The following is a 26,990-nucleotide window of genomic DNA, read 5'->3' as shown; positions in this document are numbered from 1 at the left end:
TCACTGAAAAATAACAGTTACAATTTTTTCACTCTTATATTACGGAAAAACACTTCAGATCCGTGTCCTAAGAAAGCGATATGTCCGGATTTACGTTGTAATCCGGGATGGTTTTTACCATCAAGTGTACCATTTTTGGATGCTTCAGCAATATCACCTTCCAGAATAACCGTTCCGTTGACCGTCACTTTGATTTTATTTCCTTGTAAGCGGATTTCCTCAGTATTCCACTCGCCTACCGGTTTCAAAGCTCCTCTTTTTGCCGTGATGACACCGTATACGGATCCGTGATACTGGTAGGGTTTCAGACTTTTGTAGACATCCGCATCATTATCCAGAATCTGGATTTCCATACCTGCATAAGCAGCATCTCCTTCTACCGGCGCACGTAGACCTACTCCATTATTCGCTCCGGGAGTCAGTTTAAATTCAAAACGATATACTACATCGCTGTATTCATCTTTGGTATACAGGTTGCCACCAAATTTAGCATTTGGATAGACGACCAGATAACCTTCCTCATTGATACCATAACCATCGGAAGGAATCCATTTGTCTAAATTTGTACCATCGAACAACATATCAAATCCTTCACTCTTTTCTTCAGCACTAAGTTCTGAAACCTGTTTTCTTGGCAATTCTTTAATAAAGATATCACGATAATATACTTTAGTACCATGTGCCTGCAATTCGATCTGTTCTGTAGGGAATAAAGATTGATTGCGATCCCAATAGTTTTCCAAAGGTACATTATCTGTTACCAGTACTCCATTCAGGTACACGGTCACTTTATCATCTACCATTTTTATTTTAAAAGTATTCCATTCTCCCAGTGGGTTATCTGCAACGACTAATGGATCTTTTGCATTTTTTTGGTTGTTATACAGACCACCGGAACCGACCTGAGCACCCACATTGGTACGGGATATATCCCAGATCTGCACCTGCGGAGTACCTCTCAGATAAACCCCGGCATCTCCTTCTTTTCCATCTTTATCCAACTTCCAGTCAACCAGCATCTCCATATCTCCATATTGTTTGATCGTAGCGATGTTATCTCCTTTACCGTTGAAGATCAGTTCTCCTTTGCTAGCCTGCCATCCTGCACGCATTTTTTCGTCTGCTTTCTTTTGTTCTGCAGCTAATGTTTTAGCGTCCATTTTGCTGCGTTTGATCGGATCAGCTACCAATCCTTTCCATCCGCTCAGATCATTTCCGTTAAATACAGATACAAATCCTTCTTTATTCGGCATTTCAGCTAACTGACGAAGTACGGCTTCTTTCAGGTATGAACTTTCACTTCCGGATAGATTACCGATAACTTTATTCAAAATATTGCGAACATCTTCACCTACATATTCTTTATGATCAAATGCTATATTCATTGCAGTATTGGAAGCAGCTCCAGCTAAAGCCGGATTGTCCATCTGCTTGCTTGCAAAGATCATAGCCTGATAAGTCCCTGCTCCCTGCAGTGAGCTTAATGCCTGATTACGTTGTGCATCTGTACGTGCAATAGCAAAGGCATCTTTCAGATGCAGTGTTTTCTGATCCGGAGTCAGAGAAGAACTGTTCACCAGACGAATCAGTCCTTTGAAGATAGTATCAAAATTTCCTTCTCCTTTTTCTGTTCTGGAGAGCGCAACAAGAGCAGGAAGTGCTTCTGCTGATTTCCATGATGCTAATGCGGAGATTGCCTGTGTTTTTACTTCAGGAATACCGGCATCCGTGAAATTCTTAACAGCATTCAAAGACTCCGTACCTCCAAGACCTGCAAATACAGGGAAATACATGCCTGCTGAAGGTGCTGCTGATACGGTCACATTAGATGCTAATTTTGTTGTAATTGCATCTTTGTCCTTGCTGGACTGAATGGCATTGATTGTTGCTTTTTGTAAATAAGCGACTTCATTTTTATTTGCAGTCGAGAATAATGCATACAATTCATTCAGATCATCTTCTGATGCAACTGTTGGTAATGCCTGATAAGCTGCCATACGAACTTTCTCATCTGTACTCTTTGCTAATGGCAAGACTGCTTTTGATGATTTCGCATTCGGTCTTTTTGCCAGAATACCTAACAGTGCGATCTGTGTTTTGGCATCTGCTGTTGCTAATGATTCATTTACAATATCAATAGCTTTTGCTTCTTTAGAAGCAAGAATCAGTTTTTGAATAGCGCTTGTCAATACTTCATCTGCATCTTTAAGCTGACTGATCAGAAGTGGCGTTACATTATTGCGGGACAGTGCATCAAGTGCTTCTAATCCGGAAATACGGGCATCACCTGTAGTATTGTTAAGAACAATCTTCTGCAGGGTGGATACATCCGAAGCAGATCCTTTTTGTGCCAGGAAATCCAGGATACTTTCCTGCACGGCAGGTGTAGCACTTTTTAGCGCTGCAATTAGTTTTTTCGTATCTCCGCTATTTCCATATTCGCCTAACAGCTGCAGAGCTACATTACGATATGCGGCATCTTCGCTTGTTGCAGCAGTCAATAAAGCTTTTTTCTGTTTTGAAGCATTGATATTAGTAAGAATGCTTAATGCTGCAATCTTAGTTTCAGGGGCATTATTTATGCCTGCTCCTGCAAATAATGCTGCAGCAAACTTTTCTGCCTGTGCTGATTTTTTGTTCTTCAAGAGTGTCTCTGCGTAATCGACCGCCAGTCCTGTGATATCATTTGGCTCATACTGATATTTTACGATAGCCAGTTGTGTCATAAAGACTGCTGCTGATTTCTCTCCTCCGATCTTACTCAATGCTGTGAAAGCGGCTTTTTGAAATTTCGGAGCTGAAGTAGACTGAATAAGTTCAATAATTTTTGTCTCCGCATCGGTTGATCTGAGATCTCCAAGAGCTGTGACTATGGCTATTTTCTTCGTCTCTGAATCGGCATCTGTCAGTGAGGTTAATAAAGCTTTACGCGCATCCTCTGTATTGATAGCAACCAGTGCACGGGACGCCTTCCCTACCAGATAATCGTCTTTCAGATAAGGCGTCAACGGAGCCACAGCTTCGTTTTTACCGGATTGTTGCAATAACTTGATTACATATCCTTTATTGTCTTTGTCTGTTAATTTATCCAGAGCTGCAATCAATCCTTTTGCAAATGTTTCGCGTCTGGCCTCCATTCCGGATTGCATCACATAAAAAGAGTATGAGTTACTTGCAAATTCAATAGTGGCATTGTTTCCGCCCTGAGGCTGCAGCTTCGCTAATAATTCAGCGATATCGTCAGATGAGAAATTTTCCAGCTCTTTCATAGCAGCCAGAAATTTTGCCTTCTCCTCTGCCGGCTGCTGTGCCAGTACATCGGCTATTTTGGTAGCAGCTGTCCGGTTGGAAGGTAATTGAGCATGTGCAGCTACTTGTAAAATCAAGAGTGCAGATAATATATTAAATGTTTTTTTCATTGGTTTGTGCTGTTGAAATGTAAATTAAATAGTCCACGGACCTCTCATCGGTTGATGAATCAAACGATTAGCGCCTTCATCATTAATAAACACTTGTTTGTCAGAATCGAATTTCAACGAACGGTTGAGTCTCAATGCAATCAGTCCCAGATTGACTAACGTACATGAACGATATCCATTCTCCTCATTCAGCGCAAATTTCTGTCTTGTTCTCACAGACTCCAGGAAGTTTGTAATCTGCGGAGCAGGTTCCGGGTATTGTGACAGTTTTCTTTCCAGATCCGGAATATCCGATACAAATCCTTTATACAGTTTACCTTTAGGTCCTTCTATATATGCCAGTCCCTCGTCCTTGCCTTCTCCGTCTAATATAATCTGACAACCATCAGCATATGTATATGTAATGCGTCTCCATGTACCTACGGCATCATTATGTTGTTGCGGGGCATCAACCTCGATCGATACCGGACTTTCTTCATCTTTACCCAGAAAATACTGTACAGGATCCAGATAATGTTGTCCCATATCACCAAGACCTCCTCCATCATAATCCCAATATCCACGGAAGGTAAGATGTGTACGATGTGTACTGTATGGTTTGTACGGTGCAGGTCCTAACCACATATCATAATCCAGTTCTGACGGCACCTGTTCGACCGGTAAATTCTGCTTACCAATCCAGAAAAATTTCCAGTCAAAACCGGTGTGCTTGCTGATAGTCACTTTAAGCGGCCATCCCAGCATTCCGGTATCTACCAGTTTTTTGATCTTTCTTACCGGAACCTGCATACCGTAAAAATTATCTTCAAATCTAAACCAGGTATTCAGACGAAATATATTACCATGCTGTTTTACAGCTTCTTTAACCTTCTGACCTTCACCGATAGTTCTGGTCATTGGTTTTTCACACCAGATATCTTTTCCAGCACGTGCAGCTTCTACAGCCATCAACCCATGCCAGTGCGGAGGTGTGGCAATATGGACGATATCCACTTCAGGAGATTTGATCAGCTCTCTGAAATCGTGGTATTCACGTACACCACCGCCTAATGTTTTCTGAGCGATAGCCAGATGACGGGTATCAACATCACAGATAGCGACGGTTTTTGTACCGGCATAAGCAAAATGTCCGCGTCCCATTGATCCTACTCCTATGACACCTTTGGTCAGGTGATCACTTGGTGCAAGATAACCTTGTCCTCCTAAAACAAAACGTGGCACAATTGTAAAAGCAGCAGCTCCTATAATTGACTTTTTGAGAAACTCACGTCTTGAATTTTCTTGTTTTTTCATATTGTTGAATGTAAGTTTTAGGTATTGATTATACTATCATAAAAATGGAGTTGTTATCAGGCAACTCCAATTTCTAAAGATATTAAAATAATCTTACATACATTTTAGCATTGTAAAAATCGTATGTAAAATTTTTATGGTATTAGATAGCAGACATATTAAACGACAATAACTTTGATACCCAGAGATTCCAGTTTTTCTACATAGCGCGGATTTACATAATTATCCGTTATCAGAATATCGATCTGGTTGATCTCTGCAATTTTTCCGAAGCTCTTGCGACCAAATTTACTGGAGTCCACCAAAACGATTACTTTTTGAGCTGATTCCATCATCACACGATTCAGACGGGCTTCCTGAGCATTGGTGGTTGTGATTCCGAAATCTAGATCAATACCGTCTACACCAAGAAAAAGTTTAGAACAAAAGAAGTCTTTTAAGATCACTTCGGCATATGCGCCCGTAACAGACATGGAGGTTTTACGCATAGTGCCTCCGAGTTGTATAATTTCAACATTCTGATGCTGAATAAGCTGTTGTGCTACGTTCAGTGCTGAAGTGACGACAGTAAGTAATCCCTGTGGTTCGATTTCTTTTGCCATGGCCTGCATAGTCGTACCTGAAGCAATAATAATAGAATCATTAGGCTCTACAAAAGAAGCTGCTGTCTTACCAATTTTTGACTTTTCCAGCGTATGTAACTTTTCCTTCTCGAATACAGGCCGGTCCGTAGTATAAGGATTCTGCCGGGTAGCCCCTCCATGTACCCGAAACAACAACGAACTGTCTTCTAAAAATTTTAGATCCTTTCGAATAGTAACAGTCGAAACGCCAAGCTCTTCACAAAGCTCAGAAACCGTAATATTACCAACCTGTTTAAGTTTTTCTAAGATCAAATGGTGTCTTTCAACGCTATTCATAATAGGTTTTAATTCAAATTTCACTAAGGTAAAAAACTTTTCTTTTATGAGTGAAATAAAAATTTAACAATAATTTCGTTTGTTTTCTTTTAGTTTCGTTTGATTATTTATTATGTTTGTTTCAGGATCGAACAAACAGCAGGTCACAAGAAGTGTTATATATTGTAAAATCAATTATATATGAAATTTGACAGAAATGAAGGCATAAGCAGTCTTTATCAAACCCAACAATGGGATATTGCCATTATCGGTGGCGGAGCTACCGGTCTGGGAATCGCAGCAGATGCGGCTTCAAGAGGGTATAAAACAATCTTATTAGAAAAATATGATTTTGCTAAAGCAACATCCAGCCGCAGTACAAAACTGGTGCACGGAGGTGTGCGCTATCTGGCCAACGGTGATGTCAAATTGGTTTACTCTGCACTGCACGAAAGAGGGCTTATCTTTAGAAATGCTCCTCATGTGGCCAGAATACAGAGTTTTATTATTCCCTGTTATTCCTGGTTTAGTAAATTAAAATATCTGATCGGCCTGAAATTATACGACTGGATGGCAGGCAGCCTTCGTATAGGCAAGTCTGTATATCTGAATAAAAATGAAGTAATCTCTAAATTACCTACTGTCAAAGCTTCTGCGCTTCAGGGGGGTATACAATATTTTGACGGTCAGTTTGATGATGCCCGTCTTGCCCTCAATCTGGGGCAGACTGCTGCTGAATACGGAGCCACAATCATCAATTATGCTGATGTGACACATATTGATAAAAATGAGGCTGGTAAAGTAAACGGATTGACTTTTGTCGATCAGGAAACAGGACAGTCCCATACTATTAAGGCAAAATCTATTATAAATGCAACGGGAATATTTGTAGATGACATTCTGAAACTGGAAGAACCCAAACACAAAAATCTGGTCAGACCCAGCCAGGGAACACATATCGTCGTTGATAAGAAGTTTCTCGGTAAATCGGATGCGCTTATGATTCCCGAAACGAGTGACGGTCGTGTATTGTTCGGTGTGCCGTGGCATGGTCATGTATTGCTGGGCACTACAGACACTCCGTTAGATCAGCATCAGATCGAACCGCGTCCTTTGGAGGAAGAGATTAAATTTATATTAGATACCGCTTACAATTATATGGAGCATGCTCCTACCCGATCTGATATATTAAGCGTATTTGCCGGATTAAGACCTCTCGCTGCTCCTCAGGGTGATGACGTTAACAGCACAAAAGAAATATCCAGGGATCATAAACTTATCAGCAACGCTTCGGGTCTGGTCACAATTACAGGAGGAAAATGGACTACCTATCGTAAAATGGCAGAAGAAACCATCAATCTGGCCATTAAAGTAGCGGCTTTAGATCCAAAAGCCTGTGTGACAAAAACACTGAAGATACATGGCTATGTTCAAAATGAGGAACAGGGCCACTGGAAATTTTATGGTAGCGATGCAGAGGGCATACGTGCTTTGGCGGCTACTTCTCCTGAACTGGCTGCTGTATTACATCCAAAATTTGAACATATTGCTGCTGAAGTCGTATGGGCTGTACGATATGAAATGGCCAGAAATGTAGAAGATGTATTGGCCAGACGTATGCGAATATTATTTCTGGATGCAAAAACATCTTTGGAAATGGCTCCTCAAGTTGCTAAATTGATGGCCCAGACTATGGGGAAAGATGAGCTTTGGATCAATGAGCAAACAGAAAGTTACGAAGAATTAGTGAAGAACTATATTATAAATTAAATTGTACATATAACCATAATAAACCATGCAAAATAAGGAATACATCGTTGCGCTTGACCAGGGTACAACCAGTTCAAGAGCTATTATATTTAATCAATCGGGGGAGATTGCAGGTGTAGCTCAGCGCGAATTTAAACAGCATTATCCACAATCGGGGTGGGTAGAACACGATCCTCAGGATATCTGGTCTACACAGTTCTCCGTGCTGACAGAGGCTCTCACCAAATCAAAGATCAACTCTTCAAAAATAAAAGGAATCGGAATCACCAATCAACGCGAAACGACAGTAATATGGGATAGAAAAACGGGGGTTCCTATCTATAATGCTATCGTATGGCAAGACAGAAGAACAGCAGAATATTGCCGGTCTATCAGTGATAAAGGACATGGTCCGCTGATCCAGAAAAAAACAGGATTGCTGATCGATGCGTATTTCTCAGCTTCAAAGATCAACTGGATACTGGATAATGTAAAAGGTGCCCGTAAAAAAGCAGAAAAAGGTGAACTCGCCTTCGGTACAATTGATACCTGGCTGATCTGGAATCTTACAAACGGAGAAACGCACGTAACGGATGTAACCAACGCCTCACGTACGATGATCTTCAATATTCAGACCATGGCATGGGATGACGAGTTACTGGAGATTTTTGACATTCCGAAATCTATTCTTCCTGAAGTCAAAAGCTCTTCTGAAATCTACGCAGAAACTTCTAATGAAATACTTTCTCATCAAATTCCTATCGCAGGTATTGCGGGAGACCAGCAGGCGGCATTATTCGGACAGATGTGTACCACCAAGGGTATGGTCAAAAATACGTATGGTACAGGATGTTTTATGCTGATGAATATCGGAAAGAAACCGGTTATCTCAAAGAATAAGCTAGTTACTACAGTCGCATGGCAGATTGGCAAGGAGGTCACTTATGCGCTGGAAGGAAGTATTTTTATTGGCGGAGCGATCGTGCAGTGGCTGCGTGATGAATTGGGGATCATCAAAAAATCTGCTGATGTAGAAAAGCTGGCCTCTTCTGTGGAAGACTCTAATGGCGTATACCTGGTACCGGCATTTGCTGGTCTGGGAGCACCTATATGGAATCCTGATGCCAGAGGAACGATCGTAGGGCTTTCAAGAGGAGCAAATGCAGCACATATCGCCAGAGCAGCATTAGAAAGTATTGCTTTTCAGACTGTAGATATTTTACGGGCGATGGAATCAGATGCCGGTTTAAAAATCAAAGAGTTACGTGTTGACGGGGGTGCTACACAAAACAACCTGCTGATGCAGTTTCAGTCTGATATTCTGAGTTCAACGACTGTACGTCCTGAAATTACAGAAACAACGGCTTTGGGTGCAGCTTATCTGGCAGGTCTTGCAGTCGGATTCTGGAAAGATATCGAAGAAATATCGAAACAATGGAAAGAAGACAAAAAATTTGAGCCTAATAAAAAAACTAAAACCAAGGAATTGCTTCAGGAATGGCACCGTGCAGTAAATGCAACGGTCTATTGGGCAGAAAATAAATAATGATAACCTTTATAAACCAAATCAGATAAAATTATGACACCATTTGTAGCTGAACTTATAGGAACAGCAGTATTGATCCTTCTCGGAGGAGGCGTTGTGGCGAATGTAGTATTAAACAAGACAAAAGGAAACAATTCGGGTTGGATTGTCATTACTACAGCATGGGGACTGGCTGTCTTTTGCGGAGTAGTTATTGCAGGCCCTTATAGCGGAGCGCATCTTAGTCCTGCTGTCACTGTAGCCAATATGGCTTTGGGAAAGATGACCTTTGCAGCAGGTATGGAATATATTGCCGCACAATTTGCGGGGGCTATGTCGGGTGCATTTCTGGTATGGCTGATGTACAAAGATCATTTTGATGCAACAGAAGATGCCGGAGCAAAACAAGCTGTATTCTGTACTGCTCCTGCTATCCGTAATATTCCCGTCAATCTGATCAGCGAAATCGTAGGTACCTTTGTGCTGATATTTACCATCTTTCACTTTACGGATGCCAAGTTAGCTGATGATTCACCTGTAGGTCTTGGTTCTATAGGTGCGTTGCCGGTAGCATTTGTAGTATGGGTTATCGGTCTGGCGCTTGGGGGTACCACCGGATATGCGATCAATCCGGCTCGTGACCTTGGTCCCCGTATTATGCATGCCCTTCTTCCGATAAAGAACAAAGCGGGCTTTGATGCAGGCTATGCCTGGGTACCGGTGATCGGTCCTGTGATCGGTAGTTTGCTTGCTGTAGGTCTGTATCTAGTATTAAATTAAGAAAAGACTATTTTTGTATAAAATAGATAAACATGAAATTTTATTTTTTTGCATTGTGCGGATTGGCTTTAACTTTAGGATTTTCATCTTGTAGTATGTTTAACAAAAAAAATCAACTGGTGAATGACAGATTTCCTGATTTCTCTGCTGAAGCTCACAGAGGTGGCAGAGGTTTATATCCGGAGAATACGATTGAGGCCATGAAGATGACCATTGAACATATGCCTCATATTACAACTTTAGAAATGGATTGTCACATCACAGCAGACAAAAAAGTAGTGGTTACACATGATGACTATTTAAATCCCAAATATATACGCTATGCGGATGGAAAGGATATTCCTGCTGACAAAAAGGATCTGAAAATCTATAAATTTGATTATAACGAACTCAAAACCTATGATACAGGTTCTAAGTTGTACAGCGATTTTCCGGATCAGTTAAAACTGAAAACCCATATACCGCTACTTTCTGAACTCATTGATGCAGCTGAAGCTGAGGCTAAATTGCACCGGAAAAGTCCGATGTTTTATAATATCGAAACCAAGAGCTCTCCGAAAGGCGATAATATCCTGCATCCGCAGCCCTCTACATTTGTAGATCTGATGGTAGAGGTAATTATGAATAAGGGTATAGGTTCAAGAACGGTTATACAATCTTTTGATAAGCGTACGATACAATATCTGAATAAGATGTATCCGCAACTGAAATCTTCCTATCTGATCGACGGAAACAATAAACAAACAGTCGAGGAATTAATCAAGGATTTAGGCTTTACTCCATTTATCATCAGCCCGAACTATTCACTTGTTACAAAGGAATTTGTTGCGGATTGCCATGCCAGAGGCATAAAGGTAATCCCGTGGACCGCAAATACAAAAGATGAAATCAAACGACTGAAAAAGTTAAAAGTGGATGGTATAATCAGTGATTATCCAAACTTACTTTAAAACAGAAAAAGGAACTTAACGTTCCTTTTTCTGTTTATGTTTATTCAGATAGTCTTTCAAAACCAAAAGTATCTGCTCTGTCGTCTTTTTTCCCCTCTAAGGTATTGCGTATAATCTGAGCCGCAATCATACTGAATGTAATACCGTTACCACCGTATCCCAACGCATACAGCATCCTTTTATTACCTGGCCATGCACCGATAAATGGCAATCCGTCTTTAGTCGAAGAAAATGTACCACACCAGGCCATACTGACTTCAAACTTAATTTCAGGAAACATTTTCTTTAGTTTGTAGGATAGTTTCCGGACTTTCTTCCGCAGCAACAAATCCCGGACTCTCGGATTGCGAAAAGGTTCATCCTCCCCTCCCATCATGATCCGGTTGTCTGCAGTAGAACGCATGTAAAAATAAGGAGACTTTGTTTCCCAGATCAGACTCTTTTCCTTCCAGAACTGTTCATCTGCAATAGGATTCGTGACTAATGCATAGGTAGAATTGAGTTGCATCACCTCCTTTGGTAAAAATTGACCGGCTTCAAAACCTGCAGCAATAATCACGTATTTACAGGAAATAACAAATCCGTCTTTGGTCTTCAGATCATATCCTCCCCGCTTTTCCTGATAGCTGACAATCTCTACAGGACTATAGATATCCAGTTCTTTTTTGCTGTGATGATAATTTAATATACCTGTTGCAGCGGAATAGGCATCCATCTGGGCGGACTGATCATTATAAAGTGCTCCAAACCCTTCAATGCCGTATTCTTTCAGGAGCTGCTCTTCATCCAGATAAGATACCGGCAATCCATATTGTGTACGGGCATCATATTCTTCACGAATCATTCTTCGCCCTTTCCTGTTACTGGCAAGAAATATGGTGGAGACACGTTTAAAGTCTGCTTTTACATTTGTCTTTTTCAAAACATTCTCCAGATCAGTGATAGACTGCAAACTCGATTGATAGGCTTGTACAGCTTTCTTTTCACCTACATCATTAAGCATCTGGCTCAGAGGCACATCTATCTCATACTGCAATTGTGCAGTACTTGCAGCTGTGCTGCCTGTAGCAACGGTTCTTTTATCAAAAATGGCACACTTAATTCCAGCTTCGCACAGTTCATGAGCCACCAAAGATCCTGTGATTCCTGATCCAATAATAGCAACGTCTATTTTTAAGTCTTCCTGAAGGGGTTTATTGTAATCGTAAAGGGCATTTTTTATTATCCAAAAAGGTAGTCCAGAATATAAATCCATATAGTATTATTTATATCAAAAAACAAAACCGGCAAACAAAAGTTTCGTAAAATCCTTTTAAATAAAAAAGGACCGTCTGAATTACGGTCCTGATATATACTTTTGTACTTATGCGTAAATCTATTTTCAGACTATTGGCAAAGATCAATAAGGTGATTCTTCCTAAACTGAGTAAGAAAGATCCCACAAAGCTGACCAAATTTCAACAGGCTATTTTAGCCTATCGCTACTTTATTACGACTCGCGCTTTGGATTAGTCGTCATTGTCAGCTTATCATTCACAATATGAAGCTCTGTCTGTGGAAAAGGAATGCTGATACCATGTTTATCCAGGGCGTTTTTAATGACCTCCTGATTTTCATTATTCGCCGGCCAGAAGTTTTCTTTCTTAGCCCATGCACGTATAGTAAGGTTCACGGAACTATCAGCAAGCTCGCTTACAAAGATTTCCGGGGCCGGTGTTTCCAGAATACGGTTATCAGATTTAAGCACTTCCAGAATAATATCCTTAGCCGTTTTAATATTGGCATCATACGATATACCGATTACATATTCCAGTCTTCTGTTGACAATCTTGGTGTAGTTTTTTATGACTGAATTAGCCAGTGTACCATTCGGGCTGAATACCCGTATTCCGTCGGCACCAATTAAAGTAGTATAAAGCAAATCTATACGTTCTACCGTACCGGCTGAACCATTGGCACTGGAAACATAATCTCCGACTTCAAATGGTCTAAACATTAAAATCAATACACCTCCTGCAAAATTAGAAAGACTGCCTTGCAATGCCATACCTACTGCCAGACCAAATGCTGATAATGCTGCAATAAAAGATGTGGTCTGAATACCCATTGTACTGGCTGCCGTAAGAATAAGCAAAGCATACAGGACAAACTTTAACATGCTGGATATAAATGCCCGTATGGATACGTCTATATTGCGTCTTTCAAAACGCTTATTCATGATATTAATCAGAAATTTAATAAGGTATCGGCCAAAGAATAATATGCCCAGACCTACCGCAATACTGGGTATACTGACAATGACTACATCTATAAGTTTTTCTAATCCGCCTTCAAATCTGCTAATATTTACTGTTTCCATACAATTGTTAAAATTTGAATATATTTGATTTTTCATTCCAAAGGTAGGAAGAATTGATTTTTTGCACCGTATTTTCTTTAACTTTTAAAAATCTTTAACATTCATTTCTATGATTTATTTAGATAATAATGCTACCACAGCACTCGATCCGGATGTATTGGAAGAAATGATACCCTACCTCACGCAGTCCTATGGAAATGCTTCGAGTATACAACATAAACCGGGCAGGATTGCTTCTTCTGCAGTAGTAAAAGCCAGGCAGCAGATTGCAACAAGTCTTCATGCAAGTGAGAAAGAAATTTTCTTTAATTCAGGTGCTACAGAAGCAATCAACACCGTTATAAAAGGTGTATTTGCACTATACTCAGGCAAAGGAAAACATATTATTACTTCAGCTACTGAACATAAAGCCGTACTCGGCTGTTGTGAATATCTTCAAAAAAAAGGCGCAGAGATAACATATGTCTCTACAGACCGCAATGGCATGATAGATACAAATGCACTGGCAGATCTGATCCGGCCGGATACCATTCTTGTAGCATTGATGGCAGCTAACAACGAAAGCGGTGTTATTCATCCCATAGAGGAAATTGCCACAATTACCAGAGAGAAGAATACTTTGTTTTTTTGTGATGCGACTCAGTATGTAGGTAAAGTGCCGCTTAATCTCGAAAAGACCATGATCGACATTCTTTGCTTCAGTGCGCACAAATTTCATGGCCCCAAAGGTGCTGGAGCTTTATATATACGAAGAAAATCCAGACCCACGCAGATAGAGACCCTTATACACGGAGGTAAACAGGAACAGGGATTTCGTGGCGGAACGTATAATGTCCCTGCTATTGTCGGGATGGGAAAAGCACTCGAACTGGCAGTCTCTGATTTGAGCTGTCAACAAACGATCTCCGACTTAAGGAATTTGTTAGAAAACAGGATCTTAACAGAAATACCAGACACAGAAGTCATTGCTTCAGCTGTATCCCGTATTGCCAATACTTCCAACATCACGTTCAGGCATACCAAAGCTACGGAGATCATGAGCAGGCTTACTGATATAGCTATATCTGCAGGCTCGGCCTGTGTATCGGGTGACCGTGACCCTTCACATGTGCTCAAAGCTATGCACCGCAGCGATGAGGAAGCCTTTTGCAGTCTGCGATTTAGTCTGAGCAGATATACGACGGAGGAAGAAATAAAAAAGACGGTAGCAAAACTCCGGACTGTTGTCTGCCAGATCCGGGAGCAATCCCCTGTATGGCAACTGTACAAGGATGGACTTTTGGATTGATTTTTGACAGAATACTAACAGAGAACACATTGCTTATTTTCAAAAAAATAGCGTAATTTGTAAGAAAAGCAGAAAACATGGACAGCATGATCACCATTACAGATAAAGCGAAAGAACGTATCCACTCTATTATGAAGTCGGAACAATACGACGACAGTTATTTTGTTAGGGTCGCCGTAGAGAGTGGAGGTTGCTCAGGTCTTTCCTATAAACTCGATTTTGATAACGAAGAAAAAAAGGGAGACCAATTTTCTGAAGATAAAGGAATAAAAATCTGTCTGGATATTAAATCATATTTATATCTGGCAGGTACTGAGCTGGATTATTCAGACGGACTAAACGGTAAAGGATTTGAATTCCATAATCCTAATGCCAGCAGGACTTGTGCCTGCGGAGAGAGTTTCTCTGTATAACACAGAACAGATAAAAAAGGTCTTCTTTATGCTAAAGAAGACCTTTTTTTTATGCTGACTTACTTTCGTTTTCACACATCTCTTTCAACTTGAGATTCATTTGTTCAAATCCTCGTCTGGTATTGTTATCCAGTGTTTTTTGAAATAACGGAACAAGCAAACCTTTGAATATCTCACTTTGCACAAAAGTAGTCGTACCATCTCCATTGTCAATCAGTTCAAATGCATGTTCACCATCAAATATTCCCGGTAATAATAGCCTGCCTATCCAACTCAGCTTTTTGTTTTCCTCATAAACCAAAACTTTCGGTTTGAAAACCATACTTCCAGAGTCCGGAGGTTGTATGTGCACACGTATTTTTTTCCCCACCCTGACGTTACCATCCAATGCTTTTATAAAAGGATTCCAATGCGGATACTGAGCAAATTCCGTAAAAACTGACCATATCTTTAATGGTGTGGCCTGTATACGAATTTGGGTAATGATTTCTTTTGCCATGGTTATAATTACATTTAATACAATACAAAGATCCTTCAAACGAAGCAGACTGCTCTTGATAAAAATTAAGAATTTACCTCTCCTGTCTTTTTTCGGATACGGCTGAATGTTTCAGGTGTCATTCCTAACATAGATGCAATATACTGCAAGGGTACCTGATTGAAAAGTTCTTTGTTATGTTTGAAGAAATAATGATAACGCTCTTCACTACTCATAGACAAATGACTGAATATCCGTTCTTCCAGCGTGGTAAAACACTTGACTATAAACATTTTTTCGAGTTCATTCCATTTTGACACTATGCTGCCGACCTTTTTATAATTTTCTTTACTTATGGAATACAGCACAGTATCTGAAAGAGCCTGAATATTCCATCGGGAAACATCATCAAAAATAAAACCTGTCAGATCTGTTACAAAATACCCGGAAGTAGAAATCCATTGTGTAACTTCTTTTTTATCGGTATTTACAAAGATCCGAAGCATACCGGACTCAATAAAAGAGAGTTTATTAATCCTATTTCCTTTTTGGGTAAAAAAGTCGTCTTTCTTTAGGTGTTCTTTCTGAAATAGAGTGCTTATTTCATCAATTTCAACATCTGATACGATGCCAAAATATGACTTTATATATTGTGCTAATACGGTCATGTAACTCCTTTATGCTAACTTCCTTATCAATGTACACATTACTTTTGTGATTTTCTTAATCTTCTTTCTCCGTTACAGGTAAAGCAAGGATAAATGTGTTACGATCAGCTTTGATCTGATAAAACAGATAGCCACCATGTGCCTCGACAATACTTTTGGATAAGGTGAGTCCTATTCCGCCTCCATCCTTTCGGGTCGTATAGAAGGGCAGAAATATCCTGGACACAATCTCAGGATCTATTATTCTTCCGGAATCTGCAAATTCTATATAAACACGTTTGTTCAAAGTATAAACCTGCAGGAAGATCTCTTTAACATCCTGACTTTCGACAGCATACATGCTATTTGTAAAGAGATTGATCAACACTTGTTCCATCTGTACCGCATCTGCAAATATGCGTATATCAGATCCCCCGTTATAATGTAAAGTGATTCCCTTCTGCTGTAATATTCCGGTATATCCACGCAGGCAATTCTGTATAAGCGGATCTACAGCTATCCATTCAGGCTGCGGGCTGGGTAACATGGTCAGGCGTCTGTAGCGCTCCACAAATTTTTGCAGATGATAGCTTCTGTTCAGAATGGTATCTACGCTTACCTGTACATCCTCTTTATCTTCCGCACTAAGAGATTCCTGTTCCAGAATCTCGCTCACATTTCCTGCCAGTGAATGTATAGGAGTCAGTGAATTCATCAATTCATGTGCGATCACTTTCATAATAGACAGCCAGGCTTCATTTTCTGTAGAATCTATAACACGCTGTATAGAATCCAGTAAAATGATATAATACTGCTGGTCTCCCACTTTGCTCACCGATGTCTGAATAACAAAAGTTTGTTTTTCTTCTTTATTGATCTGAATATCTATTGTAGACTTATATTCTGCAAAGTTCTTATCTTCTATAGCCTCGAAAAATTGGGGTACAAAAGATTTAAACTGATGCCAGTATGTGATCCCGGGTAATCCAAAATACTTACGCAGATATTCATTCATATTCAGCACTGTCCAGCTATCTGTACTTTTCTTCAAAATCAAAACTCCTGATTCCAGACTATTAAGCAGCTGTTGATAGATGAATGCCTGTGATTGCAGATCAAACGAGGCTTTTTTATTCTTCTCATACAATCGTATAAGCTGATTCAGCACTGTATTTTCCTTTTGTTCCTCAAAACTCAAGGCGTAATCATCATACAACATGGCCTGTACAATACCATCAAACTTACTGTAATAGCGTTTGATAAATACCCTTGTCTCAAAAACAAGGATCAGTAAAAGTATAAATATACTTGTCAGTACATACCAGAGACTATGAATACCGCAGTATATAGACACAGCAATGAGTATGGCTATTATCAATGTACGGATCACTATCCCGATCACCAATTTATGTGTACTCATTCGTTTGGATTTGGAATACTGTATTTTTCTAATTTGCGATATAAAGCTGCCCTGGATACTCCGAGTTCATGAGCGGCTTTACTGATATTTCCGGCATACTTATGTAAACTGTCAATTATCAGGTTACGTTCCACATCGCTTATAGTCGTCTCCTCTTTACTTTTCACTAATGCCAGTGCTCCTTCAAATCCCATATGCTCAAGAGTAAGCTCCGGCTGATCTACTAATATCACTGCACGCTCTATACGATTCTGAAGTTCCCGTATATTACCCCGCCATTCATATTGTTCCAATTGTCTCAGCGTAGTGTCTCCGATATGCAACATTTCCATATCGTATTTTTCGGTCATGTGTTTCATAAAGAACCGCAACATATCCGCTATATCGTCTCTCCGTTCCCGCAATGCAGGAAGATAAAGCGACACCGTATGTATACGATAATACAGATCTTCGCGAAAAGTCTTTTCCTTTACAGCTGATTCCAGATCAACATTTGTTGCAGTGATAATCCTTACATCCAGCTGTCTTACTTTGGATTCTCCCAGTCTGGTTACACCCTTACTTTGTATAACCTGCAATAATTTTGACTGCAGATGCAGCGGTATATTTCCGATCTCATCCAGAAAGATAGTTCCTCCATCAGCCTGTTCAAATCTACCTGCTGTATCCGCACGTGCATCAGTAAATGCTCCCCTTACATAACCGAACAATTCGCTTTCAAACAGGTTTTCATTCAGGGAGCCCAGATCTACATGTATAAAAGGACGATCTCTTCTCGAAGAATGTTTATGAATATACTCTGCCAATACATATTTCCCTGTCCCGTTTTCTCCCTGGATCAATACGGTCGCATCTGTTTTTGCTACCCGCTCCCCCATCTGATATACTTTTTGGATCTTTGGTGAACTTCCCAGAAAAAATACCGGCGCTGATGGAACAGCAATCTTTTTAGCTTTACGAATCTGTTGTACGGCAGATTTCACTATTTCTATCAGCTTATCATTATCCCAGGGTTTCAGAATATAATCTATGGCTCCCAACTTGATGCCTTCCACTGCCGTTTCTACATTGGCATAGGAAGTCATCAGTATAATCCTGACCTGCGGAAAATATTCCTGCACTTCTGTTAACCTGTATATCCCTTCTCTTCCATTTTCATAGCCCAGACGATAGTTCATATCCAGCAAGACAACATCAGCTTCACAACTCCGGATTTTATCCAGCAACTGACCAGGATCAGACAATACATTTACTGTTTCAAAATATCTTTTCAGTATCAGTCTGGAGGCGATCAACACCTCTTCCTGATCATCTACGACTAAAACAGAAGCTTCAACTTTTTTCATTTCACACAGCTAATTGTTCACTACCGGACAAACAAGTGTCCGAAACCGAACACTAAAATATACCATCACAAAAACACAATCTGATAATCAATGAATTACATTTTAATTAAGCAGATGGCACAGATATTATTGCAGAATTATCAACTACATAATTCAAGAATAATGGATATAGCAATCCCTCGTAAAAATAGAAAAAAACAATACATTGCCCTATCAATTTTAGGTTTTTTAGCGATTATAGCCGCCGGCATCTACCTGGCTACACGGCCTTCGTCCTTGAATATAAAAAAGGAAGAAGTACAGATCAAAGCAGTTAAGTATGATAGTTTTGAAGACTTTGTTGTATTTCAGGCACAGGTAGATCCGCTACATGCTATGTTAATCAATATTGTAGAGGGAGGTGCTGTACAGGAGTTGTTTGTAGAAAACGGTGCAATGGTAACTCAGGGAATGCCTTTGGCCAGATTGTACAACCCTAATACAGAATTCAATTTTCTTTCGCAGGAGACTGCTATTATTGAACAGATGAATAATCTCAATGTACAGAAGTTGTCGCTAAGAAACCAGGAACTGGAACTTTCGAAGGAACTGATCACTATTGATCATGATTATAATGATACCAAATTGCAATATGATATGAATCAGAAGCTCTATTTGAATAAAGTATTAGCAAAAAACGAATGGGAAAAGACACAGGAGAAACACAGATATCAGGAAGAACGAAAAAATCTGATTCAGAAAAATATATCCAGAGAAAAGGAAATTAATCAGATACAAATCGCTCAGATCAATCAGGCTTTACAGGCCATGCAAAAAAGTTTGGAAACGCTGAGGGAGAATAAGAAAAATTTTCTGGTCTTGGCTCCCGTTACCGGTCGTCTCAGCTCTTTCGATGCCGTACTCGGCCAGACCTATCAGGCGGGTACAAGTATAGGTAAGGTAGATGTCATGAAAGGGTATAAACTCATGGCTATGATCGATGAATTCTATCTGGAAAAAATCAATTCCGGTCAAACCGGAAATATTGAGATGAAAGGAGAATCAGTACCGGTACGTGTTTCCAAGATTCTTCCTGAAGTCAAAAACGGTCAGTTTAAAATAGAACTGGACTTTACAGATAAACAACCTGAGGGACTGCAACAGGGACTTTCATTCGGAGTCAAGCTGATATTGTCCGGAAAAGAAAAGAAACTGGTCATTCCTAAAGGAACTTTTAGTAATGTAAGCCAGGGGAAATGGATCTTTGTCGTGGAGGGCAATAAAGCAAACAGACGCTCCATAGAATTAGGGAGAGAGAATCCTTATTATTACGAAGTTATCTCCGGACTCAAAGAAGGTGACAGAATCATTACATCCGGCTATGAGGATTATAAAAATATACAACTGCTAAATCTAAATTAACACATATCAATATGATACACATTAAAGACTTAACCAAGGTATTTACCACTGAAGAAGTACAGACCAAGGCACTCAATAATATTAATCTGACGATTACTGAAGGAGAATTTGTATCCATTATGGGACCTTCAGGCTGTGGTAAATCCACTTTATTGAATATTGTAGGTCTGCTGGACAATATAAGTGCAGGCAGTTATCAACTTCTGGGTAAAGAAATTGCAAAGCTCTCTGAATCCGGAAGATCTAAAGTCCGCAAAGCTAACATTGGTTTTATCTTCCAGAATTTCAATCTGATTGATGAACTAAGCGTTTTTGACAATATTGAACTTCCCCTTATCTATAATAAAGTACCTGCAGCAGAACGCAAGAGCCGTATCCATGAAATTGCTGAAAAACTAAATATTGCGCACCGGCTGCAACATTATCCACAGCAACTCTCCGGAGGACAGCAACAGCGTGTAGCTGTAGCCAGAGCTTTGATCAATAATCCGAAAATTATACTTGCAGATGAGCCTACAGGAAATCTGGACAGCACAAACGGAAATGAGGTAATGGAATTGCTGACGCGCTTGCATGCCGGAGGCGCCACCATACTCATGGTTACCCATTCTGCTCATGATGCCGCTTTTTCTCAAAAAATAATTACGATGAAAGACGGAGAGATTCTGAGTGAAAAGATAAATCAGAAAACAGTCGATATTTTCACCAAATAAGCAGACTGCCCGGATACTTACTCAACTAAAACATGCTCAATCATGATAAAAAACTGGTTTAAAATATTTATTTACAATGCCACACACAATAAGGTATTCACGATCCTGACACTGATCGGTCTCACACTCGGAGTGACGGGAGTGATCTTGTCTCTCCTGTACTGGAATGATGAACATGCCTATAACAAGTGGAATCCGGAGAAAGATAAGGTCTTCGAGGTCATGACCAACATTAGTGAAGATATGATGTGGAACAGCAGCCCCGGCCCTCTTGTGCCCATCCTCATGGAAAAATCGAATGAAATAGAAAGTTACTGTCAATACAGAGCCTATTACTTTGATCAATACTTTAAGGTCAATGGCAAAACGGAAATACTGACCAAAACCATAAATACACAAGGATCTTTTTTTGAGTTTTTCCCTTTTGAAATCGTACAAGGCTCTGTCTGCCAGTTTTCTTCTTCACAAAATACGATGGCTCTGGAAGAGTCGGAAGCAAAACGGATATTCGGTACAGCCAATCCCATCGATCAGATTATCACGACAGATAATAAGGAAAGCTACGTGGTCACCGCTGTATACCGTATCCCCGGAAAATCATCTATTGCTCCCAATGCAGTTTATACAGCTATGGAGAAAGATATCAAGAGAAAAGCCAACTCCTGGGGAGATTTTGAATTTACAGTATTGCTGAAGCTCAAAGATCCCGCAAAGAGGGATCTTGTCAAAAAACAGATTGATGAAATCTACCTGAATGAACGGGCAGTGAAATATGCGAAAGAAGCCGGTATCTCATTAAATGAATTTCTAGGCAAATATGGCTCGATCACAGTGTCTCTGCAATCGCTGTCTGAAAGCAGACTGATATCTAAAAGAACAGGTTTTCCGGAAGGAAGCGGAAATCTGCTTTTCCTAAAGATCAATGTCGGTATTTCCATATTGGTGTTGCTCCTCTCGATCTTTAATTATGTCAATCTGACTGTGGCCTACGCGATCAAGCGTGCAAAAGAAATCGGCGTGCGTAAAGTAGTAGGTGCTGACAAAAAGCATATCATATTGCAATTTCTTTTTGAAACCTGTATCACTTCTATTGTCAGCATTATTCTCGCTGCCGGTATTACTGAAGTACTTTTGCCATCCTATAATTCCCTGTTGGGTAAGACGATGACACTCAACCTGCTGGATTTCCTTCCTCACATGTTGCTGTTGTTTCTGATCTTATTGATCTTTGCAGGTCTTATTCCGGCCATCTATGTAGCTAAATTTGATGTATTAAAAGTACTTAAAGGAAACTATTCCAGAAGTAAATCCGGCACCTGGTTCAGAAATGGCATCCTGAGTCTGCAATTTACCATAGCCACATTCTTTCTGATATCAGGATTAATGGTGCACAAACAAGTTAACTACATGATAAACAAGGATCTGGGCTTCAACAGTGATCAGGTGTTGACTATATCATTTATAAAACAGTATCCTGAAAATCAAAAGTTCAATAACTATGAAAGGATAAAGCAGCAACTGTTAAAGATAAATGCAGTACAGGATGTCAATATCAGTTCCTTCACTCTGGGAGGCGGAGCCAATTCGAGTTCCAGTCTGGAATATAAAGACATCTCTATACAGGGACAAAATATGGGTCTGGATTTCGGCTACCTCGAAATGTTAAAGATAAATACGATTAGCGGCCGGTCTTTCGATAAAAATCTGGGCTCAGATTCTACCGGCTCCGTTATGCTTAATCAGACAGCAGCGGATATGCTCAAGGAAAAAGATATAGTCGGTAAAGAAGTCCGTTTCATGGGGAAAACTTTTAAAGTAATTGGTATAGTCAATGATTTTAACCTAAAAGGTCTTCAACAGAAGATAGAAGCTATGACATTTTTCCATTTAAAAGCTTTTCCGTGGATGGAAGGAAATATTACTAATATTTCAGTCAAGATAAGTCCGGAACATATGGAGAAGACAATCTCGGAGATTGAAAAATACTGGAAAACCAATGTCGATGATCTGCATCCATTCAGCTATGAGTTTGTGGATAAAAGATTTGCACGAACGTATGAAAATGTTGTCAAACAAAGAAACCTGTTTGCTGTAATGAATATTGTCGTTATACTGATCGCCTTATTCGGATTATTTGCGTTGGCCTCCTACTCTATTGAAAGAAGATTTAAAGAGATCGCTATACGTAAGGTAATGGGTGCAGAAACCAAAGATCTGCTGTTGTTTCTAACCCGTCAGTACATCTGGATCTCCGTAGTCGGCTTTATACTTGCACTGCTGCCAAGTTATTATTTTATCAATACCTGGCTGAACAATTTCGCCTATCGCATTGCTATCAGCTGGCAGACCTTTCTTATAGCTATCATTCTTATGCTGATCCTTACTTTAACCGTTGTCTTGTCCAAAGCATACAGAGCTACCAGACTGGATATCCTGAATGTGTTGAAATATGAATAAAAGTATTGTTTGTTTATTATTAATGATGCTGGGCTTCCCGTTATGGGGAAGCACCCAGCAACTTTACACTTTAGAGCAGTGTATGGTATGGGGTATGGAAAACCATCTCGATGTAAAGATCCATAATCTGCAGATAAAGGCATTCCGGGCAGCCGAGATAAATAAGGCCTCCCGTTTTTTACCAGATATTTCTGCGCGGATCAACCATTTTTATAATTTTGGTTCTACTATCAACCCGCAGACCAATGCACGTGAAAGTGCCAATATACAATCGGATAATATTTCTGTAGATGCCGGAATCAACCTCTTCAACTTTGAGGATTTAAACAAATCCCGCATAAGCAGACTACAGACGGCTATAGCACAGGCAGATAAAGCAGTCATTGATCAGGAATTTGCATCCTTACTGATTCAGCGCTATACAGAGGCATTGGCCGCCCAGGAATTGAAAAAAGTCATTACGCATCAGCTTGTAAATTCCAAAGAGCAACTGGATCGTATTGAAAAGGAAGTGGCAGACGGCGCCAAACCTGAAAGTGACATCTATGATATACAGGTCATCTATACACAGGAACAAAAGCTGCTTAAACAAGCCGAACAGGATGAACTTAATAAAAAGGCCTTACTGGTACAGTTGATCAACAAAGAAGATATTTCTGTGGCAAATATGAATCTTTTAAAAGATATACCGTCCTACGATCATCCTTCCCCATCCGTCCTATGGGAGAATAACCCTTCTGTTATGAAAGAACAGTTGACGCAGCAGAAACTTCAGCAGGAATACAGGCAACTCCTGCATCAATATCTGCCAACGGTACGTTTAAACTATTCATACGGCACATTTTATGCTACAGCTATCGACCAGATCTTCGATACATCTTTCAAATTTGGCAGTCAGCTGAAAGACAACAGGAGTCAATATCTCGGACTGAATCTCTCTATTCCTATCTTCTCCAAAGGAGATGTGAGGCGATTGAGAACCCGCAAGAATATTGATATTCTTCAGCAACAGGAAGTCATTACAAAAAAGGAAACGGAGTTAAAAAATGAGCTGCAAAATCAGTCCAGAAAACAACAGCAATATGCTGAACTGGAGACCACACTGACTGAGGCATCTATATATGCCAGTAAAGCATATGAAACAACCAAAGTGAAGTATGAGTATGGAAAAGTGGATGTTTCAGCTTACAAAGCCGCAAAGAACCAATTATTAATGGCCCAGTACGATGTATTGAATAATGCTTTATCTGAATGGATGACCGGAAAGATAATTCAAAACCTGTTATCTGATCAATATATAAAAAGATAGGTCTCCAACCGGGGAGATTGAAGACCTATACTAACCAATTATTAACCTAAATTATGAAAGACCAAATATACCCCGATTCGGCCTTATTGTCCAAATTACACGAAGGCTTTAACATAGTTTTAACAGATTTCAGACATATTCTTGACATTAGGTCTCTAAATCGCTATTTTATCATTAGTTTTGTTACATGCAGATTGAAGCTATATTAAGCAGAATGAACATCTCATCTTTAAATGAGATGCAAAGTGAGGTTGTAAATTCCTTAAAATTAAAGCAGGATATTATTTTATTATCCCCCACCGGAACCGGAAAAACACTGGCATTCCTGCTTGCTGCTTCTTATTCCTTTGATACGACTAAAAAAGGTCCTCAATGTCTGGTTTTAGCTCCTACACGAGAACTTGCACAGCAGATTGAATCTGTTTCCAAAAAAGTATTTCATGGTAAACGTGTAGTCTGCTGCTATGGCGGCCATTCTACCCGTGAAGAGCGAACAGCACTCAAACACGCACCGGATATCATCATTGGTACACCCGGTCGTATAGCCTATCATTTGCGCAGTGAAAACCTGGATACCGCACAGTTGCACAGCTTGATTCTGGACGAGTTTGACAAGTCGCTGGAATTTGGCTTTCAGGAGGATATGTCCTTTATCATTGATCAGCTTTCTGTGCTCAAACAGCGTATACTCACATCTGCGACACAGATGGAAGAGATTCCATCTTTCACCGGCATCTCCAATGCCCTTACGATTGACTATCTGGACAACAGTGATGCTGCTCCGGACCTGACCATAAAAAAGGTAATCTGCCGGCCAAAGGAAAAATTGAGAACATTGTTTAACCTGATTTGTCAGATTGGAAATAAACGTATGCTCATCTTCTGTAACCACAGAGACGCAGTAGATCATATTTCCGAACTGTTAATGGATCGCGAACTCATCCATGATGCCTTTCACGGAGGAATGGAGCAGGCGGACAGGGAACTCACGCTGCTCAAGTTCAGAAATGGCACTTCACAGATTCTGATTACTACAGATCTGGCTGCCAGAGGTCTGGATATTCCGGAGATTGATTCTATTATTCATTATCAGCTTCCTTATAAAGAAGATGCTTTTGTACATCGCAACGGCCGTACTGCACGTATGAAAGCAGCCGGTAATGTATATGTGATCCTGACAACTGACGAAAACTATGCGTATCTTCCGGATGAAATTGAAGAAGAGATTGTCACAGAAGACCATCCCATGCCCCACAACTCTCCTTTCATGACCTTACATGTAAATGCCGGTAAGAAGGATAAGATAAATAAGATTGATATTGTGGGTTATCTGCTTAAGATTCCGGAAATAGAAAAAGACGATGTAGGAATCATAGAAGTCAAAGAAACAATGTCTTATGTAGCTGTCAGAAGATCAAAAGCTACCTTGGCGATGAAACAGTCTCAGGTAACTAAGATGAAGAATAAAAAAGTCAAGATTACGCGGTCTTAAACCCATTCCGGCTAAAGAGCGGATTATCTGTTCTGGCTTTCCATATATGCTATGACTGCGGCCGGTACCATCGAACTGATATCTCCTTTGTGGAGCGTCACATCGCGGACTATAGTAGAGGATATATGTCCCAGACCGCTTGTACTCATCAAAAAGATAGTATCAATCTCCGGCGCAAGATGCTTATTATTCTGAGCGATAGCATATTCAAACTCAAAATCATTGGTATTGCGCAGACCACGTAAGATATAGTTCGCCCCTGCCTGCCTGCAGTAATCTACTGTCAGCCCTTTATAAGTCGTTACTTCTACCCGATCGCTGACTTCCGCAAACACCTCTTGAAGTATAGCCACACGGTCATCAGTAGAAAGCAATCCCTGCTTGGTACTATTGGTTCCTACTGCTACAATAATCCTGTCAAATAATTCCAACGCACGCAGGACAATATCCTGATGCGCCAAAGTGACCGGATCAAATGATCCTGGAAAAACAGCTACTTTCATACTTATTCCGGTTTTCGTTTACTATAAAATCCAAAAGATGAATATCCATACCTGCGTATTTCGAGCAAATACGGCGAATCATCCAATCTGCGTGTGGACGGAAACTCCACAATCAATAATCCACTATCTTTCAACAAATTACCCTCAATAATCAAATCCGGAAGTTGAGGTAACTGAGGTATATCATAGGGAGGATCTGCGAAGATAAGATCAAATTGTTTTTTGCAGGAAGTGATAAATTTAAAAACATCAGCACGTTTTGCCTGTACTGTTTCCATTTTCATTTTTTTGGCTGTATCCTGAATATACTGTACGCATTTGAAATGTAAATCTACAGCTTGCACAGACAGCGCACCTCTGGAAGCCAGTTCAAAGCTGATGTTGCCGGTACCTGCAAACAAATCCAGACATTCGATTTCTTCAAAGTCCAGACGATTCTGCAAAATATTAAACAAGGCCTCCTTTGCAATATCTGTAGTAGGCCGGACAGGAAGATTGTTGGGTGGATTCAGGCGGATACCTCCCCATGCGCCCCCGATAATTCTCATA

23 protein-coding genes are annotated in these 26,990 nt (G+C 40.1%); 12 read left to right on the top strand and 11 right to left on the bottom strand.

Features of this window, described 5'->3' with window-relative positions:
- Positions 1-17: 17 nt before the first annotated feature.
- The 3 genes from I6J03_RS18605 to agaR form a co-directional block, all read right to left on the bottom strand.
- Positions 18-3,419, bottom strand: coding sequence for a DUF1080 domain-containing protein (locus I6J03_RS18605; RefSeq protein ID WP_201693889.1), 3,402 nt, complete (start codon positions 3,417-3,419; stop codon positions 18-20).
- A 24-nt stretch (positions 3,420-3,443) separates the two neighbouring features.
- On the bottom strand, positions 3,444-4,712 hold the full coding sequence (locus I6J03_RS18600) for a Gfo/Idh/MocA family oxidoreductase (protein ID WP_003002981.1): 1,269 nt from the start codon (positions 4,710-4,712) through the stop codon (positions 3,444-3,446).
- Between the two features lie 158 nt (positions 4,713-4,870).
- Positions 4,871-5,632, bottom strand: a complete 762-nt coding sequence (gene agaR / locus I6J03_RS18595) for a transcriptional repressor AgaR (protein WP_232279598.1) — start codon at positions 5,630-5,632, stop codon at positions 4,871-4,873.
- Between the two features lie 180 nt (positions 5,633-5,812).
- Between agaR and I6J03_RS18590 the strand changes: the two genes are divergently transcribed.
- From I6J03_RS18590 to I6J03_RS18575, 4 genes are read left to right on the top strand one after another with little or no spacing between them, the layout of a single operon-like run.
- Entirely contained in the window at positions 5,813-7,381 is a 1,569-nt protein-coding gene (locus I6J03_RS18590) for a glycerol-3-phosphate dehydrogenase/oxidase (RefSeq protein WP_003002985.1), read from the top strand.
- Between the two features lie 25 nt (positions 7,382-7,406).
- Positions 7,407-8,906, top strand: coding sequence for a glycerol kinase GlpK (gene glpK, locus I6J03_RS18585; RefSeq protein WP_201693888.1), 1,500 nt, complete (start codon positions 7,407-7,409; stop codon positions 8,904-8,906).
- 33 nt (positions 8,907-8,939) lie between these two features.
- Positions 8,940-9,665 carry an MIP/aquaporin family protein gene (locus tag I6J03_RS18580; RefSeq protein WP_003002989.1) on the top strand — a complete coding sequence of 242 codons (726 nt, stop codon included), beginning with the start codon at positions 8,940-8,942 and terminating at the stop codon, positions 9,663-9,665.
- 32 nt (positions 9,666-9,697) lie between these two features.
- Entirely contained in the window at positions 9,698-10,615 is a 918-nt protein-coding gene (locus tag I6J03_RS18575) for a glycerophosphodiester phosphodiesterase family protein (RefSeq protein WP_039989487.1), read from the top strand.
- A 40-nt stretch (positions 10,616-10,655) separates the two neighbouring features.
- On the opposite strand, the gene I6J03_RS18570 is transcribed toward I6J03_RS18575, so the two are convergent.
- Entirely contained in the window at positions 10,656-11,870 is a 1,215-nt protein-coding gene (locus I6J03_RS18570; protein ID WP_003002993.1) for an NAD(P)/FAD-dependent oxidoreductase, read from the bottom strand.
- Positions 11,871-11,980: 110 nt separating this feature from the next.
- Here I6J03_RS18570 and I6J03_RS18565 point away from each other — a divergent pair, with 110 nt between their 5' ends.
- Positions 11,981-12,127 (top strand): hypothetical protein, encoded by a 147-nt coding sequence (locus I6J03_RS18565; protein ID WP_002995760.1) that lies wholly within the window; start codon positions 11,981-11,983, stop codon positions 12,125-12,127.
- On the opposite strand, the gene I6J03_RS18560 is transcribed toward I6J03_RS18565, so the two are convergent.
- Positions 12,105-12,974 (bottom strand): mechanosensitive ion channel family protein, encoded by an 870-nt coding sequence (locus I6J03_RS18560; protein WP_232279599.1) that lies wholly within the window; start codon positions 12,972-12,974, stop codon positions 12,105-12,107. The genes I6J03_RS18565 and I6J03_RS18560 overlap by 23 nt on opposite strands.
- A 109-nt stretch (positions 12,975-13,083) precedes the next feature.
- Between I6J03_RS18560 and I6J03_RS18555 the strand changes: the two genes are divergently transcribed.
- The gene (locus I6J03_RS18555) at positions 13,084-14,262 is read left to right on the top strand and encodes a cysteine desulfurase family protein (RefSeq protein ID WP_003002997.1); all 1,179 of its coding nucleotides are present in this window, start codon (positions 13,084-13,086) and stop codon (positions 14,260-14,262) included.
- 86 nt (positions 14,263-14,348) lie between these two features.
- Positions 14,349-14,675: a HesB/IscA family protein gene (locus tag I6J03_RS18550; RefSeq protein ID WP_039989699.1), complete on the top strand. Its 327-nt coding sequence runs from the start codon at positions 14,349-14,351 to the stop codon at positions 14,673-14,675.
- Between the two features lie 49 nt (positions 14,676-14,724).
- Here I6J03_RS18550 and I6J03_RS18545 read toward each other — a convergent pair whose 3' ends face one another.
- The 4 genes from I6J03_RS18545 to I6J03_RS18530 all read right to left on the bottom strand — a co-directional run bounded on the left by I6J03_RS18545 (position 14,725) and on the right by I6J03_RS18530 (position 18,566).
- Positions 14,725-15,174: an SRPBCC domain-containing protein gene (locus tag I6J03_RS18545; protein ID WP_003003001.1), complete on the bottom strand. Its 450-nt coding sequence runs from the start codon at positions 15,172-15,174 to the stop codon at positions 14,725-14,727.
- Positions 15,175-15,239: 65 nt separating this feature from the next.
- Positions 15,240-15,821 (bottom strand): Crp/Fnr family transcriptional regulator, encoded by a 582-nt coding sequence (locus tag I6J03_RS18540; RefSeq protein WP_003003003.1) that lies wholly within the window; start codon positions 15,819-15,821, stop codon positions 15,240-15,242.
- Positions 15,822-15,876: 55 nt separating this feature from the next.
- Complete coding sequence (locus I6J03_RS18535) at positions 15,877-17,220, bottom strand: sensor histidine kinase (RefSeq protein WP_003003005.1); 1,344 nt, start codon at positions 17,218-17,220, stop codon at positions 15,877-15,879.
- The gene (locus tag I6J03_RS18530; RefSeq protein ID WP_003003007.1) at positions 17,217-18,566 is read right to left on the bottom strand and encodes a sigma-54-dependent transcriptional regulator; all 1,350 of its coding nucleotides are present in this window, start codon (positions 18,564-18,566) and stop codon (positions 17,217-17,219) included. The genes I6J03_RS18535 and I6J03_RS18530 overlap by 4 nt, the downstream gene beginning before the upstream one ends.
- A gap of 114 nt (positions 18,567-18,680) precedes the next feature.
- Here I6J03_RS18530 and I6J03_RS18525 point away from each other — a divergent pair, with 114 nt between their 5' ends.
- From I6J03_RS18525 to I6J03_RS18505, 5 genes are all read left to right on the top strand, one after another.
- Complete coding sequence (locus I6J03_RS18525) at positions 18,681-19,967, top strand: efflux RND transporter periplasmic adaptor subunit (protein WP_050767771.1); 1,287 nt, start codon at positions 18,681-18,683, stop codon at positions 19,965-19,967.
- Positions 19,968-19,978: 11 nt separating this feature from the next.
- Positions 19,979-20,680, top strand: coding sequence for an ABC transporter ATP-binding protein (locus I6J03_RS18520; protein WP_003003011.1), 702 nt, complete (start codon positions 19,979-19,981; stop codon positions 20,678-20,680).
- A gap of 42 nt (positions 20,681-20,722) precedes the next feature.
- Positions 20,723-23,137, top strand: coding sequence for an ABC transporter permease (locus tag I6J03_RS18515; protein WP_003003013.1), 2,415 nt, complete (start codon positions 20,723-20,725; stop codon positions 23,135-23,137).
- Positions 23,130-24,446, top strand: coding sequence for a TolC family protein (locus tag I6J03_RS18510; RefSeq protein WP_201693887.1), 1,317 nt, complete (start codon positions 23,130-23,132; stop codon positions 24,444-24,446). Before I6J03_RS18515 ends, I6J03_RS18510 begins: the two co-directional genes overlap by 8 nt.
- A gap of 187 nt (positions 24,447-24,633) precedes the next feature.
- Positions 24,634-25,938 (top strand): DEAD/DEAH box helicase, encoded by a 1,305-nt coding sequence (locus tag I6J03_RS18505; protein WP_003003019.1) that lies wholly within the window; start codon positions 24,634-24,636, stop codon positions 25,936-25,938.
- A gap of 23 nt (positions 25,939-25,961) precedes the next feature.
- Here I6J03_RS18505 and coaD read toward each other — a convergent pair whose 3' ends face one another.
- Both coaD and rsmD read right to left on the bottom strand, forming a co-directional pair.
- Positions 25,962-26,441: a pantetheine-phosphate adenylyltransferase gene (gene coaD / locus I6J03_RS18500; RefSeq protein ID WP_003003021.1), complete on the bottom strand. Its 480-nt coding sequence runs from the start codon at positions 26,439-26,441 to the stop codon at positions 25,962-25,964.
- 2 nt (positions 26,442-26,443) lie between these two features.
- A complete protein-coding gene (gene rsmD, locus I6J03_RS18495) occupies positions 26,444-26,989 on the bottom strand; it encodes a 16S rRNA (guanine(966)-N(2))-methyltransferase RsmD (RefSeq protein ID WP_003003023.1) in 546 nt (181 codons plus the stop codon).
- Position 26,990: the final 1 nt, after the last annotated feature.

Origin of the sequence: Sphingobacterium spiritivorum (assembly GCF_016724845.1) — a bacterium.
In the GTDB taxonomy this organism is placed as follows: domain Bacteria; phylum Bacteroidota; class Bacteroidia; order Sphingobacteriales; family Sphingobacteriaceae; genus Sphingobacterium; species Sphingobacterium spiritivorum_A.
Note: the sequence above shows the minus strand (reverse complement) of the source record. Positions and strands in the feature narration are given on the sequence as shown.

Excerpts from the sequence above, each read along its gene's own strand:
- I6J03_RS18505 (WP_003003019.1), top strand. The coding sequence starts at position 24,634 with ATGCAGATTGAAGCTATATTAAGCAGAATGAACATCTCATCTTTAAAT.
- coaD (WP_003003021.1), bottom strand. The coding sequence starts at position 26,441 with ATGAAAGTAGCTGTTTTTCCAGGATCATTTGATCCGGTCACTTTGGCG.
- I6J03_RS18590 (WP_003002985.1), top strand. The coding sequence starts at position 5,813 with ATGAAATTTGACAGAAATGAAGGCATAAGCAGTCTTTATCAAACCCAA.
- I6J03_RS18525 (WP_050767771.1), top strand. The coding sequence starts at position 18,681 with ATGGCACAGATATTATTGCAGAATTATCAACTACATAATTCAAGAATA.
- I6J03_RS18580 (WP_003002989.1), top strand. The coding sequence starts at position 8,940 with ATGACACCATTTGTAGCTGAACTTATAGGAACAGCAGTATTGATCCTT.
- I6J03_RS18510 (WP_201693887.1), top strand. The coding sequence starts at position 23,130 with ATGAATAAAAGTATTGTTTGTTTATTATTAATGATGCTGGGCTTCCCG.
- I6J03_RS18600 (WP_003002981.1), bottom strand. The coding sequence starts at position 4,712 with ATGAAAAAACAAGAAAATTCAAGACGTGAGTTTCTCAAAAAGTCAATT.
- I6J03_RS18545 (WP_003003001.1), bottom strand. The coding sequence starts at position 15,174 with ATGGCAAAAGAAATCATTACCCAAATTCGTATACAGGCCACACCATTA.
- I6J03_RS18515 (WP_003003013.1), top strand. The coding sequence starts at position 20,723 with ATGATAAAAAACTGGTTTAAAATATTTATTTACAATGCCACACACAAT.
- I6J03_RS18570 (WP_003002993.1), bottom strand. The coding sequence starts at position 11,870 with ATGGATTTATATTCTGGACTACCTTTTTGGATAATAAAAAATGCCCTT.
- I6J03_RS18560 (WP_232279599.1), bottom strand. The coding sequence starts at position 12,974 with ATGGAAACAGTAAATATTAGCAGATTTGAAGGCGGATTAGAAAAACTT.
- I6J03_RS18575 (WP_039989487.1), top strand. The coding sequence starts at position 9,698 with ATGAAATTTTATTTTTTTGCATTGTGCGGATTGGCTTTAACTTTAGGA.
- I6J03_RS18520 (WP_003003011.1), top strand. The coding sequence starts at position 19,979 with ATGATACACATTAAAGACTTAACCAAGGTATTTACCACTGAAGAAGTA.
- glpK (WP_201693888.1), top strand. The coding sequence starts at position 7,407 with ATGCAAAATAAGGAATACATCGTTGCGCTTGACCAGGGTACAACCAGT.
- agaR (WP_232279598.1), bottom strand. The coding sequence starts at position 5,632 with ATGAATAGCGTTGAAAGACACCATTTGATCTTAGAAAAACTTAAACAG.
- I6J03_RS18530 (WP_003003007.1), bottom strand. The coding sequence starts at position 18,566 with ATGAAAAAAGTTGAAGCTTCTGTTTTAGTCGTAGATGATCAGGAAGAG.
- I6J03_RS18535 (WP_003003005.1), bottom strand. The coding sequence starts at position 17,220 with ATGAGTACACATAAATTGGTGATCGGGATAGTGATCCGTACATTGATA.
- I6J03_RS18555 (WP_003002997.1), top strand. The coding sequence starts at position 13,084 with ATGATTTATTTAGATAATAATGCTACCACAGCACTCGATCCGGATGTA.
- I6J03_RS18550 (WP_039989699.1), top strand. The coding sequence starts at position 14,349 with ATGATCACCATTACAGATAAAGCGAAAGAACGTATCCACTCTATTATG.
- I6J03_RS18605 (WP_201693889.1), bottom strand. The coding sequence starts at position 3,419 with ATGAAAAAAACATTTAATATATTATCTGCACTCTTGATTTTACAAGTA.
- rsmD (WP_003003023.1), bottom strand. The coding sequence starts at position 26,989 with ATGAGAATTATCGGGGGCGCATGGGGAGGTATCCGCCTGAATCCACCC.
- I6J03_RS18540 (WP_003003003.1), bottom strand. The coding sequence starts at position 15,821 with ATGACCGTATTAGCACAATATATAAAGTCATATTTTGGCATCGTATCA.
- I6J03_RS18565 (WP_002995760.1), top strand. The coding sequence starts at position 11,981 with ATGCGTAAATCTATTTTCAGACTATTGGCAAAGATCAATAAGGTGATT.